The organism is Mycobacterium sp. E2699 (genome assembly GCF_001666745.1).
GTDB lineage: Bacteria > Actinomycetota > Actinomycetes > Mycobacteriales > Mycobacteriaceae > Mycobacterium.
Map to the genome: position 1 here is coordinate 66,113 of NZ_LZJH01000016.1, position 16,367 is coordinate 82,479.

Consider the following 16,367-nt stretch of genomic DNA (forward strand, 5'->3'; position numbering starts at 1 on the left):
GTCGGGCCGCCGCGACGCTCTATCGTGATTAGCGTGTTAGCGAAAGTCCTGGTCGCCAATCGCGGGGAGATCGCGATCCGCGCGTTCCGCGCGGCCTACGAACTGGAAATGGCCACCGTGGCGGTCTACCCGTACGAGGACCGCAACTCTGTGCATCGGTTGAAGGCCGACGAGTCGTACCAGATCGGTGAGCCGGGGCATCCGGTGCGGGCCTACCTTTCCATCGACGAGATCGTCGAGACGGCGCTGGCCTGCGGCGCGGACGCGATCTACCCCGGCTACGGCTTTCTGTCGGAAAACCCCGACCTGGCGGCGGCGTGCGCGGCGGCGGGTGTGACGTTCGTCGGCCCGAGGGCCGAGGTGTTGGAGCTGACGGGCAACAAGTCGCGGGCGATCGCGGCGGCGCGGGCGGCGGGCCTTCCGGTGCTGAGCTCATCGCCGCCCTCGACGTCGGTGGACGAGCTGGTGGCCGCCGCCGAGTCGATGGCGTTTCCGTTGTTCGTCAAGGCGGTCGCCGGTGGCGGCGGCCGGGGAATGCGGCGGGTCAGCGAGCCGTCGGGCCTGGCCGAGGCGATCGAGGCGGCCAGCCGCGAGGCCGAGTCCGCGTTCGGGGACGCCGCGGTGTTCCTCGAGCAGGCGGTGCTCAACCCGCGCCACATCGAAGTGCAGGTGCTGGCCGACAACCACGGCAACGTGATCCACCTCTACGAGCGGGACTGCAGCGTGCAGCGGCGGCACCAGAAGGTGATCGAAATCGCCCCGGCGCCCAACCTGGATCCCGAACTGCGCGAACGGATCTGCTCGGACGCGGTGGCCTTCGCGCGCAGCATCGGCTACACGTGTGCGGGCACAGTCGAATTCCTGCTCGACGAGCGCGGCAATCACGTGTTCATCGAGATGAACCCCCGCATCCAGGTCGAGCACACCGTCACCGAGGAGATCACCGACGTCGACCTGGTGTCGGCGCAGCTGCGGATCGCGGGCGGGCAGACCTTGGAAGACATTGGTTTGAGCCAAGATTCGATCACTCCGCACGGCGCGGCGCTGCAGTGCCGGATCACCACCGAGGATCCGGCCAACGGTTTCCGCCCGGACACCGGCCGCATCACCGCCTACCGCACCCCCGGCGGGGCGGGAATCCGGCTGGACGGCGGCACGACGCTGGGCGCCGAGATCAGCGCGCATTTCGACTCGATGCTGATCAAGCTGACGTGCCGAGGGCGCGACTTCGCGACGGCCGTGCGCCGGGCCAGGCGTGCGGTGGCGGAGTTCCGCATCCGCGGTGTCTCAACGAACATTCCGTTCCTGCAGGCGGTGCTGGACGACGAAGATTTCCAGGCCGGCCGTGTCACGACGTCGTTCATCGAGCAGCGGCCGCAGCTGCTCACCGCGCGCAGTTCGGCCGACCGCGGCACCAAGATCCTGAACTACCTTGCCGACGTCACGGTCAACAAGCCGCACGGTGAGCGTCCGTCCACGGTGTATCCCCACGACAAGCTGCCCGACATCGACCTGTCGGGGACCCCGCCCGCGGGCTCCAAGCAGCGCCTGGCCGAACTGGGGCCGGAGCGATTCGCGGCGTGGCTCCGCGAGTCGCGGCGCGTCGGCGTCACCGACACCACATTCCGCGACGCGCACCAGTCCTTGCTGGCCACCCGGGTCCGCACCAGCGGGCTGGTCAAGGTCGCGCCCTACATCGCGCGGATGATGCCGCAGCTGTTGTCGGTGGAATGCTGGGGCGGGGCGACATACGATGTGGCGCTGCGGTTTTTGAAGGAAGACCCCTGGGAGCGGTTGGCGGCGCTGCGCGAGGCGATGCCCAACATCTGTTTGCAGATGCTGCTGCGGGGCCGAAACACGGTGGGGTACACGCCTTATCCCGAAACCGTGACGGCGGCATTCGTCGAGGAGGCCACCGGCACGGGAATCGACATCTTCCGGATCTTCGACGCCCTGAACAACGTCGAATCGATGCGGCCGGCGATCGACGCCGTGCGGGAAACCGGGACGGCGGTGGCCGAGGTCGCGATGTCCTACACCGGCGATCTGAGCGATCCGTCCGAGAACCTCTACACGCTCGATTACTACTTGAAGCTCGCCGAGCAGATCGTCATGGCGGGCGCGCACGTGCTCGCGATCAAGGACATGGCGGGACTGCTTCGCGCGCCGGCCGCCACGACGCTGGTGTCCGCGCTCAAGGCGCGCTTCGACCTGCCGGTGCATGTGCATACGCACGACACGCCGGGCGGCCAACTCGCCACCTACGTGGCCGCGTGGCACGCGGGAGCGGACGCCGTCGACGGCGCCGCCGCACCGCTCGCGGGCACCACGAGCCAGCCGGCACTGTCGTCGATCGTGGCCGCCGCGGCCCACAGCGCCTACGACACCGGGTTGTCGCTGACCGCGGTGTGCGACCTGGAGCCGTACTGGGAGGCGCTGCGCAGGGTGTACGCGCCGTTCGAATCCGGGCTGCCGGCCCCGACCGGCCGGGTGTACCACCACGAGATCCCCGGCGGGCAGTTGTCGAACCTGCGGCAGCAGGCCATCGCGCTCGGCCTCGGGGACCGGTTCGAGGACATCGAAAACGCTTATGCCGGCGCCGATGCCATCCTCGGGCGCCTCGTCAAGGTCACCCCGTCGAGCAAGGTGGTCGGGGACTTGGCGCTGGCCCTGGTCGGGGCGGGCATCACCGCCCGGGACTTCGCCGACGACCCGGCGCGTTACGACATCCCGGACTCGGTCATCGGCTTCCTGCGCGGTGAACTCGGCGATCCGCCCGGGGGATGGCCGGAGCCCTTGCGCACCAAGGCATTACAGGGTCGCGGCCCGGCGAGGCCGGAGCAGCAGCTTTCGGCCGGCGATGAGTTGGCGCTGGCCGCGCCCGGCGCCGAGCGCCAGGCAACGCTGAATCGGCTGCTGTTCCCGGGGCCCACCAAGGAACTCGAGGACCACCGTGAGCGATACGGCGACACCTCCCGGCTGAGCGCCAATCAGTTCTTCTACGGGTTGCGGCAGGGCGACGAACACCGCGTCGAACTGGAGCGCGGTGTGGAGTTGCTGATCGGCCTGGAGGCGATCTCCGATCCCGACGAACGTGGCCTGCGCACCGTGATGTGCATCCTCAACGGGCAGTTGCGGCCGGTGTTGGTGCGCGACCGCAGCATCGCCGCCGACGTGCCCGCGGCCGAAAAGGCCGACCGCACCAACCCCGACCACATCGCGGCCCCCTTCGCCGGTGTCGTCACCGTCACCAGCGACGTGGGGGAGGAGGTCGAAGCCGGCCAGACGATCGCCACCATCGAAGCGATGAAGATGGAGGCCGCCGTCACCACTCCCAAAGCCGGGAAGGTCGCGCGGGTCGCGGTCGCCCAGACCGCCCAGGTCGAGGGCGGCGACCTCCTGGTGGTGATCAGCTGACGGCGCCGACGTCGATCAGGGCGTGGAAGTTCTCCTGGCGACTTGACGGTATCCGGCGCTTAACTCGCGGGCAAAGGATTCTTTGCCCCAACCCAAGCCGCGCGCCTAGAACGCGTTCTAATCTGTCAAACCATGGGATTTCTCAAACCCGACCTGCCCCAGCTCGACATGGCGGAGTGGAACAAGGGCACCCGCAGCGAGAAGATCCGTCCGATGGCCCGGCACTGGGCGGAGGTGGGCTTCGGCACGCCGGTCGCGCTGCACCTGTTCTACGTCCTGAAAATCCTGCTCTACATCCTGGGCGGCTGGCTGTTCGCCTCGGCCACCAAGGGACTGGGCGGATTCACGAACGTCGCGCACTGGTGGTCCGAGCCGATCGTCTTCGAGAAGGTCGTGCTCTACACGATGCTGTTCGAGGTGATCGGGCTGGGCTGCGGCTTCGGCCCGCTGAACAACCGCTTCTTCCCGCCGATGGGCTCGATCCTGTACTGGATGCGGTTCGGCACCATCCGACTGCCACCGTGGCCGGACCGCGTTCCGTTCACCAAGGGCACCGCCCGCAGGCCGGTGGACGTCTTCCTGTACGCGGCGCTGCTGGTGCTGACGCTGTGGGCGTTGTTCTCCGACGGCACCGGCCCGGTGCCGGAGCTGGGCACCAAAGTGGGGCTGCTGCCGACGTGGGAGATCGTGTGGATCCTGCTGATCCTCGCCGCGGCCGGGCTGCGCGACAAGGTGATCTTCCTGGCCGCCCGCGGGGAGGTGTATGCGGCGATGGCCGTGACCTTCCTGTTCGGCGGCCCCGACATGATCGTCGGGTCCAAGGTGGTGTTCCTGGTGATCTGGATGGGCGCGGCCACCTCGAAGCTCAACAAGCACTTCCCGTTCGTGATCTCCACGATGATGTCCAACAACCCGCTGGTGCGCCCCCGGTGGCTCAAGCGGCGCTTCTTCGAAAAGTTCCCCGACGACCTGCGGCCCGGGCGGCTGTCCCGGCTCCTGGCCCACGTCAGCACCGCCATCGAGATGCTGGTGCCACTGCCGCTGTTCTTCTGCCACGGCGGCTGGCCGACGACGGTGGCCGCGATCGTGATGGTGTGCTTCCACCTGGGCATCCTGGTGTCGATCCCGATGGGCGTGCCGCTGGAGTGGAACGTCTTCATGATCTTCGGCGTGCTGTCGTTGTTCGTCGCGCACGCCAACCTGGGGCTCAGCGACCTGAGGCATCCGGTGCTGGTCGCGATCCTGTTCGTCGTCATCGCCGGAATCGTCGTGCTGGGCAACATGTTTCCGCGCAAGATCTCGTTCCTGCCGGGCATGCGCTACTACGCCGGCAACTGGGACACCACGCTGTGGTGCATCAAGCCGTCGGCCAACGAGAAGATCGGCCGGGGCATCATTGCGATCGCCAGCATGCCGCAGGCCCAGCTGGAGCGGTTCTACGGCAGCCCGGAGGCCGCGCAGATCCCCATCTACATGGGGTATGCGTTCCGCGGGTTCAACACCCACGGCCGGGCCCTGTTCACGCTGGCCCACCGCGCCATGGCCGGGCACAACGAGGACGACTACGTCATCACCGACGGCGAGCGGATCTGCAGCACCGCGATCGGCTGGAACTTCGGCGACGGCCACATGCACAACGAGCAACTCATCACCGCCATGCAGCAGCGCTGCCACTTCGAGCCGGGTGAGGTGCGCGTCGTCCTGCTCGACGCGCAGCCCATCCACAAGCAGACCCAGGCCTACCGGCTGGTGGACGCCGCCACCGGCGAGTTCGAGCGCGGCATCGTGCGCGTCGCCGACATGGTGACCCGGCAGCCCTGGGCCGACGACGTGCCGGTCCAGGTGCTGTCGGAACCGGCCGACGTGCCGGCCGAAAGGCCGGAGTCGCCGCGAGCGTAACCGCGCTGCGAAATTTCGGTCCCAGAATCTCAGCGTGGTTACGCTCGCGCCAAAGCTAGGCGCTCGCCCGGACCTCCTGGGCCGCGGCGACCATGTTGCGCAGCGACGCGGTCACCTCGTCGGGGTTGCGGGTCTTCAGCCCGCAGTCCGGGTTGACCCAAAGCCGTTCCGGTGGCACGGCTCTCAGCGCGGCGCGTAGCGACTCGGCCATCTCGCCGGCGCTCGGTACCCGAGGCGAGTGGATGTCGTAGACGCCCGGGCCGACGCTGTTGGCGAAGCCGACGGAGTTCAGGTCGTCGAGCACCTCCATGTGCGAGCGGGCCGCCTCGAGGGACGTGACGTCGGCATCCAGGTCGGCGATGGCGCCGATCACCTCGCCGAATTCCGAATAGCACAGGTGGGTGTGGATCTGCGTCGAGTCGGCGACACCGGAGGTGGCCAGGCGGAAAGCCGCCACCGCCCAACGCAGGTAGTCCTCCTGCTGGGCGCGGCGCAGCGGCAGCAGCTCGCGCAGCGCCGGCTCGTCGACCTGGATCACCGCGATGCCTGCGGCCTGCAGGTCCACGGTCTCGTCGCGAATGGCCAGCGCCACCTGGTTCGCGGTGTCGGCCAGCGGCTGGTCGTCGCGGACGAACGACCAGGCCAAGATCGTGACCGGCCCGGTCAACATGCCCTTCACCGGCTTGTCGGTCAGGGACTGGGCGTAGCTGATCCACTCGACGGTCATCGGGTGGGTCCGCGCGACGTCACCGTAGAGGATCGGCGGGCGCACGCAGCGGCTGCCGTAGGACTGGACCCAGCCGTTCTGCGTGGCGAAGAAGCCCTCCAGCTGCTCGGCGAAGTACTGCACCATGTCGTTGCGCTCCGGCTCGCCGTGCACCAGCACGTCGAGGCCCAGTTGCTCCTGCAGGGCGATCACGTCGGCGATCTCCCTGCGCATCTTGGCGACATACTCGGCCTCGTCGATCTCACCCGCCCGAAACGCCGCGCGCGCCTTGCGGATTGCGGAGGTCTGGGGGTAGGAGCCGATGGTCGTGGTGGGCAGCGGCGGCAGGTGCAGCCGCGCCTCCTGGCTGGCGCGGCGCTGCTCCGCGTCCCCGCGGTGCGCCCCCGCCTCGAGGATCGAGTCGATGCGCGCCCGAATCTCACCGTTGTGCAGCCGCGGATCGCCCTTGCGCGACGCCACGGCGGAGTTGGACGCCGCGATCTCCTCGGCGACCGCGTCACGTCCCTCGCGCAGTGCGCGCGCGAGGGTGACCACCTCGCGGACCTTTTCGGCCCCGAACGCCAGCCAGCTGCGCAGGTTGTCGTCGAGACCGGTTTCGGGCTCCAGCGAATACGGCACGTGCAGGGTCGAGCACGACGTCGAAACCGCGACCGCGCCAGCCGAACCCAGCAGGGTGGTCAGCTTGCCCAGCGCCGCCTGCAGGTCGGTGCGCCACACGTTGCGCCCGTCGACGACGCCGGCGACGAGCAGCTTGCCGGACAGCTCCGGGATGCCCGCCACCGCGGTGTCCGCGCCGGCCACCAGGTCGACGCCGATGGCTTCGACGGGCGTGCGGGCCAGCCCCGCCAGCGATGCGCCCGGGTCGCCGAAGTAGGTGGCGACGTGGATGGCGGGCCGGTTGCTCACCGCGCCCAGCGCGTTGTACACCGCCTCGGCCAGCGCGGGCGAGTCGGGCGAGATGTCGGTGACCAGCGCGGGCTCGTCGAACTGCACCCATCGCGCCCCGCCGTCGGCGAGCCGGGCGAGCAGTTCCGCGTAGATCGGAACCAGCTCCTCCAGCCGCTCGATCGGCGCGCCGCCGCCGTTGACGGCCTTGCTCAGCAGCAGGAAGGTGATCGGGCCGATGACGACGGGCCGAGCGGGAATGCCCTGCGCGAAAGCCTCTTTCAGCTCCGAGAGCACCTTGTCGGGGTTGAGCGCGAACGTGGTCGCGGGCTCGATCTCGGGGACCAGGTAGTGGTAGTTCGTGTCGAACCACTTGGTCATCTCCAAGGGTGCGACGTCGGAGTTGCCGCGAGCGAGGGCGAAGTAGCGGTCCAGCTCGTCGGGGACATCGCCGGCCCGCGTCGGCAGCGCGCCGAGCATGACGGCCGTGTCGAGCATCTGGTCGTAGTAGGAGAAGGTGTTCACCGGGACCGAGTCCAGGCCTGCCGACGCCAGGTGAGACCACATGTCGCGGCGCAGCGAGGCGGCGACGGACTCCAAGTCCGCTCGGCTGGTGCGTCCGGCCCAGTAACCCTCGGTCGCGCGTTTGAGTTCGCGTTTCGGGCCGATGCGCGGGGAGCCGGTAACCGTTGCCGTGAAGGGTTGAGAGGTCACGATTTCGTCCTATCGATCGACGGGGCGCTCACCGCCGCGGACGCGCAGCCGATCCGAACACGGTGAACGCCTTCGGGTTACACCGCACCGGTACGGCCAAACGCCCATTCCACGAGGCGGTGAGCCGGCCGGACGCGGCGCGCCCGGCACCGCTGGCAGGTCTTCGGACTCGCAGGCGCGCACCGCGGTGGTGCTCCTAGTGGCCGTCGCTTCCCGGTCTCCGATGTTTCTCAGACCAGTGCTTGTGACGGCGGTCGTTCCTGCATACCGCTGCGGGACAGTCCCGGACTCCCACCGGGTTCCCTCTCGCGACGCACGTCTAACCTGCCTCGCTCGATGCCGGCGCCGCGGTTGCGGCGACGGCAGACCAGCTGCGCAGCGGAGTTTACCGCGTGAACGTCCGAACGAGGCGGTCGCTCGAGGTGAGCCGTAACCGATCCTCTGTTAGCGTGCCCGTCATCAGAGGTCGGCGGGGCAGACGCCGCTAACGAGCGGGGCCTTCCAGAGAAAAGGAATCCCAACATGAAGACGAGACGATTGACGGCCACGTTCGGCGCTGCAGCGGCGGCCTTGGCCGCCGGTGTTGTGTGGACCGCGCCATCGGCCTCGGCCGGCTCCGACTATTGCAATGCGCTCCCGCCCAAGGACGCTCGCGATTGCAACTGCGGCTTCGACTTCGCCCCCGGTAGTCCGGAGCTTCAGCAGTGCCTGTCGGGAAAGGCGCCCGCGCCCGGTCCCGCGCAACCTTGAGGACGGGGCGCCGACCGGTACTAAGCCCTCGTCACCAGCGGTAGCTCCGGCAGCCACAACGAGCTCTCGGTATTCGGGAACCCGGCCACCGGCCGGAAACCGGGCACCAGCCCGAGGTGCCCGGCCCGGTCGACCCATTCCTCGACCAGCACGCGCAACACCTGCCGGACGATGTGCCCGCCGCGGCACCGCATCGACCCCGCACCCAGACTCCAATGCCGGTGCGCCCTAACGCCGATGACAAGGTCATCGGTGGACATGGCGTCGCTGCCGTCCCGCTGCACCGCGGCGATACACAACATCACCACCATGCCGGGCGGCAGCTCTACCCCACCGACGGTCGTCGGCTGGGTGGTGAAACGTTGGCAGCCTTGCACCATCGGCTCCAACCGCAGGACCTCTTCAACGAACCCGCGTATCAGCTCAGGCTGACCTCGAAGCAGTTCGCACAAGTCGGGGTGGCGCGCCAACTCGAACAGGTGCCAGCCGGCGTGTTTGAACAGATTGCGGCAGGCCTCGAGAAAGACGTGGCCGGATCGCCCCGCCAGGTGTTCAGCGGGCAATAGCCGCAGGCGTGCCACGATGTCGAAAAGGGCGCCGGCCATCGGCGTGATCACGGCGGCCACCGCGTCTCCGCCACCGGCGGCGGCGAAACGATCGATCAGCGCGGCGGCGGTCGGACGGAATGCCGCCGCAATGTCATGGGCTGCCTTCGGCGCGAACAGCTGCTGGTGGACCTCGAGGTCGCGGTCGGGAACAGCGCGGGCGCGATCCAGCCTCGCATCGTCCAGATGCGCCAGCACCTCCTCCCGCCCGACGACAAACACCCAGTTGGCTCCCGGGTCTTGCAGAACCGGGCCGGCCTGTCGTGCCAAGCGCCAACCCAAGCCGCGGTCCGTGCTGAGGGCGGTTCCCGCCTCGGCGGGAAAGACGGGGCAGTCGGAAAGCTTCAGATGCCTCCTCCTTCCATGCCTGAGAGCAAATCCGCGCCCCGAAAGCCTCCGCGGCAGCGGAGTTTACCGGTCAGCCAGCGCCTCGGCGATGGGGACGCCGTTCCCACCGGCACCGTTGTTGAAGTCGATGGTGCGGCCGATGGTCGAGTCGTCGTGCAGTGTCGCGGCCACCACGAGCGCGACATCTTCCCGGGAGACCTCGCCTTTCCCCTTGCCGATGACGATTCGGCCGGTGGCCGGCTCCAGCGTTAGATGGCCCGGACCCAGTACCGTCCAAGCCAGGTCGCTGGCGCGCAGATGCGCGTCCGCGGCCGCCTTGGCCTCCGCATACGGGAAGAACGAATTGTCGCTCGGCACACCATGATCCGGCCCGGCGCCGAAGTAGGACACCATCACGAACCGCCTGACACCCGCCCGCGCGGCGGCATCGATCACCCGGATCGCCGCGTCGCGGTCGACGGCGTAGGTCCGCGCCGGGTTGCCGCCGCCCGCCCCGGCGGAGAAGACGACGGCGTCGTGCCCGGCGCTGAGCCGGGCCAGCGCGTCGGTGTCGAGCCGCTCGATGTCGGCGACGACCGGCTGCGCGCCCGTCGCGGCTACGTCGTCGGTGTGGTCGGGGTTGCGGAAAACCGAACTCACCTCGTCGCCGCGGCCGGCCAGGATGCGGGCCAGCTGCAGCGCGACCTTGCCGTGGCCGCCGATGATGATGACTCGCGCCATGCCTTCGACGGTAGCGTCGTACCCGCTTCTACAGCTTCACCCGCCCCATGATCAGGTCGATGATCGGCTTGCCGGGCGGGTAAGCGCCGGTGAGCGACGCCATGGTGTGCCCGTAGTCGACCAGCAGCGTGATCCCGTTGACGCCGAAGGCGGCGGCGCTGTTCAGGAACGCCATCACGTCGCCCATCTGCTCCGGGGTGTGGACCTTCGAGCCGGTCTCGTCGCGGTAGTCCTGGGCGAAGGTCAGCCAGAGGTCGGCATTGGCCTGGGCCAGCGGGGTGTCGGTGGGGCCCGGGCAGATCGCGTTGATCCGGATGCCCTTCTTCAGCAGCGGGTAGCCCTGGGTCGCGACGTAGGCGTTGACGACCTTCTTGGAAAAGCCGTAGTGGATGATGCCTTCCGCTTCGTGCGCCTTGACCCAGTCCCGGGCGGCCGCGAAGTCCGGTGTGGCGAGGAACTCCGTGAGCAGCTCCAGGTCGTTCTCCCAGCCCATGCCGGCCACCGAGGAGATGAAGCAGATCGCCGAGCCCGCGGGAAGCTGGTTCTTCGCGAGCAGACGGTCGATGAGATGGCGATGGCCGATGAAGTTGATGGCCATCAGGTCGGTCGTCCCGTCGGCGATGCCGGCGGCCGAGAACAGCGCGTGGATCGGTCCGTCGAGCTGCTCGACGGCGGCGTCGATCGATGCCGGGTCGCGCAGGTCCACCTGGATGGACTTGGCGACGTCGTAGTTCACCGGCGCGTAATCCATCACGATCACCTCGGCCCCCAGCTCGCCCGCCGACTTGGCCGCCGCGGCGCCCATGCCGGTGGCGCCGCCGACGACGAGAGCCCGTTTGCCGTCGTAGCGCAACCGATCGACAACAGTCATGGAAATCTCCTTCTCGTTCACTGCCAACCCGGTTCTAATTGCCCAACTGTATGGGTAACAGTTTTTTGGCTCAATACCTAGGTGCCGCGAACGGCGACGCCACGCAGAACCGTGTCGCGGACATGCACCAGCGCCGCGCGTTTCCCGACGGCGCGAAGGATGTTCTCCGGTATCCACTGCAGGCCGACGACGCACCGCGCCAGCATCGTGATGGACGGGGCGTCGATGCCGATCTCCCCCGAACGGATCCCTTCGGAGAGCAGCGATTTCATTTGCCGAAGCCGAGTGGCGTACAGCCAGCCGGGGTTGGGCGTATCCGGCGGTGATTGCCGCATCCAGGCCAGCTGGATCCTGAACTCGTCGGGAAACCGATCGAGCGCGTTGACGTTGACCCAGCTGAGCGCGTCGAGCTTCTCGATGACCGTGGCATCCGAGCCCAGCACCCCGACCCAGCCGGCCTCGACCTTTCGTCCGAAGGATTCCATGATCGAGGCGAGGAGTTCGTCCTTGGACCCGATCACCCGATACACCGTCCCGGTGCCGAGACCGGCCGCCGACGCGATGTCCCTGATGGTCGTGACCTCATACCCCCTGCGGCCGAACTCCGTTCGTGCCACCGCGAGGACGTGGGCCGCCTTGTCGTCGGAGGCCGTTTCGCCGTCCTCGGCCCACGTGTCGATGACCGCGTTGGCGGCCGCGAAAGCCCTGGACCGATCCAATGCCGCGTCGGTGGGCGGGCGGACCCCCAACCCCTCCAAGATGATTCGGCACAGCAGCCCGGCCACCTGTTCGGCGGGGGACTTGTGCCGCATGACGGCGAGCCCGACCTGCAGCATCGTCTGGCAGATCCGGTCGGCCAGGGTGGGCAGGTCGATGTCGGGTTTGATGTAGCCGCTCCACCGGCCGGCGCGCAGCGTTTGCAGCATCGCCCCCTGAACGGCGTGGGGCGCCTCCCGGGTCAGCCGCATCAGCTCCGGATCGTCGTTCGGCCCCTCGTAGAACGACATCTGCAGCGCCGCCCCATGTCGTACGGCGCAGTTGGCGATCGCCTTTCCCAGCTCGACGATCTTCTCGGAAGCGGGTCGCGCATCCGGTTCGTCCAGCCTCGCCTGGGCGTCTTGCCCGATGCGGTTCAGATCCTCCTGGTAGCGGCGGGTCAACTCGACGAGGATCGCTTCCTTGGACTCGAAATGGTGGTACAGGCTGCCGGGCAGAATGCCCGCAGCGTCCGCGATCTCCTGCAAAGAGGTGCGCAGTCCGGACGACGCGATCAACGACGCCGCGGTCTGCAGGATCTCCGTCCGGCGCGTCGGGGAGTCGTCGTCGGCGCCCACCCGCAGCGGATGCGCTTTCGCCATGGTCAGCGGCTGGCGGCTCTGGACGATTGCGGATTCGCGAGCATACGCATCGTCCTTTCGCTCCGAAACAAATCTTTGTTAGAGGCTATCAGACCTGGGAGAAACGAACGCGCCGCGCAAAGTGCTGCCAACTTCAGACCGCGGGGCCGTCCCAGCCGTCGCGCGCGGCCACCTCCTCGATGGGCCGGCGGCGGGCCGGCCGGAAGGCGTGCCCGGCGCGCAGGCGCCCGACCGGGAGCAGGCAGCCCTGGGTGTAGGCCTGCGGGATGCCGAGCAGTCGGCGGACCTCCTCCTCGCGGTGCAGGTGCAGCGTCGTGATGCAGGTCCCGTATCCGCGGGTGTGCAGGGCGAGCTGAAAGTTCCACACCGCCGGGAAGATCGAGCCGTACAGCGTCGCCTGGTGAAACGACTCGTCGCCGTCGATGCGCGGGAGGTAGGGCTGATAGCAGGGGATTACGAGCAACGGCACGCGCGCCATGTTGTCGACCAACCACTCCGTCGACGACATGATGCGACTCTCCGGTGTGCCCGCCGGCAGCAGGCCGGCGATCAGCTGCCAGCCCACGCGCCGCAGATACGCCTCGCGGTACAGCGCGGCGATCTCGGCCCGCAACGACGGGTCGGCGACCACCAGCCACCGCCACGACTGCTGGTTCGAGCCGTTGGCCGCCTGTAGGCCGACGCGCAGGCAATCCCGGATGTCGTCGAGGTCGACGGGTGCGTCCAGGTCGAGTGACTTGCGCGCCGAGCGGGTGGCGGTGAGCAGGTACTCGATGTCCATCACAGACGACCTCTCTTGGCAAGGCGCGCACCGAGTTCGGTGAGGTAGCGGTCGGGCCTGCCCAGATACCCGCTCCAGCTGAGCAGGCGCTTGAGGTAAAGGTGGGCGTCGTGCTCCCAGGTGTAGCCGATGCCGCCGAACACCTGGATGGCGGTGTCGCCCACGGTGGCCAGCCGCCCGGCGAACGCCTTCGCCCGCAGGGCGGCCAGGTGCCGTTCGTCGGGCGCGGCATTGTCCGCCGCCCACAGCGCGTGGATCACGCCGCTGCGGGCCAGCTCGACGGTCTCGTACATGTCGACGCACAGGTGTTGCACCGCCTGAAAGGAGCCGATGGCCTGACCGAATTGCCGCCTGACTTTTGCGTATTCGACGGCGAGCTGCATGACCGCCCGGGCCGCGCCGAGCGCGTCGGCGGCGGTTGCGATGAGCAAATCGTCGACGACGGCCGCCACGTCGTCGGGGGACACCGTGGCCAGTCGCTGCGCGGGTGCCCCGTCGAGGTCGACGCGAAAGCGCTTGCGGGTCTGGTCAATCCCGGGCTCGGATGTCAGGGAGATCCCGGGAGAGCCGGTCGTCAAGGCGAAAAGCCCCGCGCCCGCCGGCTCGGCGGCGAACACCAGCAGGGTGTCGGCCGCCGCGGCGTCGGGCACCCCGGCGAGCTGGCCGCGCAGGGCGATGCCGTCAGCTCGCCCGGCCACCCCGACGGAGTCGTCCACGGTGGCGACGGTGGCGATGGTAGTTCCGTCGGCGATCCCCGCCAAAATCGTTGCGGCACTGTCGTTGCCGTCCAGCCGCGTCAGTGTGCGCGCGGCGGCGACCGCGCTCGACAGCCACGGGCCCGGGTGCAATGCGGAGCCGAGCTCCTCGGCCACCACGCCGGCCTCGACCATCGTCATCCCGGCGCCGCCGTATTCCTCCGGGACCAGCAGGCCGGTCACGCCGAGGTCGGCCAGGCCGCGCCAGACCGCCTCGTCGACGCCGGTCGGATCGTCGAGCAGTTCGCGCACGTGACCCGAGATCGGTGCCTTTTCGGCGAGGAAGCGCCGCGCCGTATCGCGCAGCGCGACCTGCTCGTCGGTGAGTTCGAGGTTCATTTGCGGGGTAGTCCCAGCACGCGCTGCGCGGTGATGTTCTTGTTGATCTGGGTGGTTCCGCCCGCGATGGTCAGCGAACGCGAACTGAGGCGGTAGTTGGCCCACGGGGCGCCGGTGCCGGTGGCGCCGAGCACGTCGAACGCGAGGGCGGCCATCTCCTGTCCGATCTCACCCCACACGGTCTTGGCGAGGCTGGCCGACGCGAACGGGTCGCCGCCGTGCAGCGTCGCCGAGATCGACCGCTGGCAGAGCACCTCGAGATACTTGATGCGAACGGCGATTTCGCCGAGGCGCCGCAGCGTCACGGGATCGTCGATCGCGTCGCTCTGGGTGGCGATGTCGTCCACCAGCTCCTCGAGCCGTACCTGCATCTCGGCGTACAGCCGGGCGGCCCCGGCGCGCTCGTGGCTGAGCGTGGTGGTGGCCACCTGCCAGCCGGCGTTGAGCGGTCCGAGCAACGCGTCGCCCGGCACCCGGACGTCATGGAAGAACACCTCGGCGAAGTCGGTGTCGCCGTTGAGCGTGACGAGCGGGCGGACCTCGATGCCGGGCAGCGCCATGTCGACGATGAGGCAGGAGATCCCCTTGTGCTTCGGGGCGTCGGGATCGGTGCGCACGTAGAGCTGACACCAGTGGGCGCGGTGCCCGAGCGAGGTCCAGATCTTCTGGCCGTTGACGACGAAGTCGTTTCCATCCCGCACCGCGCGCGTGCGCAGCGCGGCGAGATCGGAGCCCGCCTCGGGTTCCGACATGCCCTGGCACCAGATGTCGTCGGCGCGCATCATGCGGGGAAGCAGCGTCGTCTTCTGTTCCTCGGTGCCGTACTGCATGATCGCGGGGGCGATGTTGTTCATCCCAATGACGTTGAGCGGCATGGGGGCCCGGGCGCGGGTGGTTTCCTCGGTATAGACCAGCTGCTCGAGAATTGTCGCGCCGCGGCCGCCGTATTCACGGGGCCAGGAGACGGCGGCCCATCCCGCGTCGGCCATCGTCGCGCTCCAGGCGCGCAGCAGCTCGATTGCCGCGTCGTCGCGTCCGGCGGGCCGGCGTGCGGCCACCAGCTCGTCGGTCAGGGTCGCGGACAGCCAGTCGCGCAGCTCGCTGCGGAACCGCTCCACTTCCGCGGGGTAGGAGAAATCCATTTTTCCGGACTTTACGGTTGACCAGATAGTGGGTCAATGTTGCGGTGCGGTTCGGGAAAGGCGACCTCGGCGTCGTCGGGCATCGCGCTGATGCCGCGCCGTCCACACACTTCCAGCACCTCGTCGACGATCGACGTGGGCACGTAGAACCTGTCCGTGGAAGAGATCTGCTCGAGGTGCGCGTCGATGTCTTCGGCCGTCGGCTCGCTCTCGGCGTCGGCCAGCCAGCCTTCGCTCAGCCCGACGAACACCCGCGCGTAGCGTCCGGCGGTGGCCGAATAGCTGCGGTGGGTGAACGTGCAGGCCTCGCTGGCGAGGAACGTCACCAACGGCACGACGAGTTCGGGCCGGATGGCCCGCATGAAGCCGGATGCGGCGAGGAATCTCTCGTCGCCGACCGTCTCGGTCACCATGCGTGAGAAGCCGGTCGGCATAACGCAATTGGCGGAAATGCCGTGTGCCTCGCCTTCGATGGCGATCACGTTGGCCAACCCCACCAGGCCGGCTTTGGCCGCGGCGTAGTGCGCCTCCATAGGCTGGCCGAAGACCCCGGCCGAAGAGGAGACGAACACGAATCTTCCGCCCCCGTTGTCCTTCATCACGCGGTACGCGGGCTGAGACAGGTAGAAGCCGCCGTCGAGATGCACGCCCAGCATGCGCGCCCACTCGTCGTGCGAAAGATGTTCGAACGGCACGCTGCCGAAGATTCCCGCGTTGCTCACGACCGCGTCGAGCCGCCCGAACGCCCCGACGGCCGCGTCGACGATCGCCTGCGCGCCCTCGGGGCTGTCGACCGAGTCATGGGAGGCGATCGCGGTGCCGCCCGCCTTCGCGATCTCGTCGGCCACGTCGTCGGCGACGGCCGAGTCGGCGCCCAGGCCGCGCATCGAGCCGCCGAGGTCGTTGACCACCACCGCGGCGCCCCGGCGAGCCAGGTCCAGCGCGTAGAGCCGTCCGAGCCCACGACCGGCCCCCGTGACGATTGCCACCCGATCGGTGAAGTCGATCATGCGTCCCCTGATTGACGGCGGTTTCACCGGACCATACTGTGGAACA

The 16,367-nt window shown here is 68.6% G+C and carries 11 protein-coding genes and 1 riboswitch; of the genes, 2 read left to right on the top strand and 9 right to left on the bottom strand.

Going from position 1 to position 16,367, the window contains the following annotated elements; translation table 11 throughout:
• The first annotated feature begins 33 nt into the window (after positions 1 to 33).
• Positions 34 to 3,417: a pyruvate carboxylase gene (locus tag A5696_RS01090; RefSeq protein ID WP_067872054.1), complete on the top strand. Its 3,384-nt coding sequence runs from the start codon at positions 34 to 36 to the stop codon at positions 3,415 to 3,417.
• A gap of 132 nt (positions 3,418 to 3,549) precedes the next feature.
• Complete coding sequence (locus tag A5696_RS01095) at positions 3,550 to 5,316, top strand: DUF3556 domain-containing protein (protein ID WP_067872057.1); 1,767 nt, start codon at positions 3,550 to 3,552, stop codon at positions 5,314 to 5,316.
• 55 nt (positions 5,317 to 5,371) lie between these two features.
• Here the strand turns inward: A5696_RS01095 and metE are convergent, their stop codons facing one another.
• From metE to A5696_RS01140, 9 genes are all read right to left on the bottom strand, one after another.
• Positions 5,372 to 7,642: a 5-methyltetrahydropteroyltriglutamate--homocysteine S-methyltransferase gene (gene metE / locus A5696_RS01100; protein WP_067872060.1), complete on the bottom strand. Its 2,271-nt coding sequence runs from the start codon at positions 7,640 to 7,642 to the stop codon at positions 5,372 to 5,374.
• Positions 7,643 to 7,778: 136 nt separating this feature from the next.
• A riboswitch (cobalamin riboswitch) is annotated at positions 7,779 to 7,985 on the bottom strand.
• A 427-nt stretch (positions 7,986 to 8,412) separates the two neighbouring features.
• Entirely contained in the window at positions 8,413 to 9,267 is an 855-nt protein-coding gene (locus A5696_RS01105) for a cytochrome P450 (RefSeq protein WP_067872063.1), read from the bottom strand.
• Between the two features lie 141 nt (positions 9,268 to 9,408).
• A complete protein-coding gene (locus A5696_RS01110; RefSeq protein ID WP_067872066.1) occupies positions 9,409 to 10,065 on the bottom strand; it encodes an SDR family oxidoreductase in 657 nt (218 codons plus the stop codon).
• Between the two features lie 28 nt (positions 10,066 to 10,093).
• Entirely contained in the window at positions 10,094 to 10,936 is an 843-nt protein-coding gene (locus tag A5696_RS01115; protein WP_067872184.1) for an SDR family oxidoreductase, read from the bottom strand.
• 77 nt (positions 10,937 to 11,013) lie between these two features.
• Positions 11,014 to 12,294: a TetR/AcrR family transcriptional regulator gene (locus tag A5696_RS01120; protein ID WP_067872070.1), complete on the bottom strand. Its 1,281-nt coding sequence runs from the start codon at positions 12,292 to 12,294 to the stop codon at positions 11,014 to 11,016.
• Between the two features lie 133 nt (positions 12,295 to 12,427).
• Positions 12,428 to 13,075 carry a nitroreductase family protein gene (locus A5696_RS01125; protein WP_067872073.1) on the bottom strand — a complete coding sequence of 216 codons (648 nt, stop codon included), beginning with the start codon at positions 13,073 to 13,075 and terminating at the stop codon, positions 12,428 to 12,430.
• The gene (locus A5696_RS01130) at positions 13,075 to 14,169 is read right to left on the bottom strand and encodes an acyl-CoA dehydrogenase family protein (RefSeq protein WP_067872077.1); all 1,095 of its coding nucleotides are present in this window, start codon (positions 14,167 to 14,169) and stop codon (positions 13,075 to 13,077) included. The genes A5696_RS01125 and A5696_RS01130 overlap by 1 nt, the downstream gene beginning before the upstream one ends.
• Positions 14,166 to 15,311 carry an acyl-CoA dehydrogenase family protein gene (locus A5696_RS01135; protein ID WP_067872080.1) on the bottom strand — a complete coding sequence of 382 codons (1,146 nt, stop codon included), beginning with the start codon at positions 15,309 to 15,311 and terminating at the stop codon, positions 14,166 to 14,168. Before A5696_RS01135 ends, A5696_RS01130 begins: the two co-directional genes overlap by 4 nt.
• An 11-nt stretch (positions 15,312 to 15,322) precedes the next feature.
• Complete coding sequence (locus A5696_RS01140) at positions 15,323 to 16,321, bottom strand: SDR family NAD(P)-dependent oxidoreductase (RefSeq protein ID WP_067872083.1); 999 nt, start codon at positions 16,319 to 16,321, stop codon at positions 15,323 to 15,325.
• Between the last annotated feature and the right edge of the window lie 46 nt (positions 16,322 to 16,367).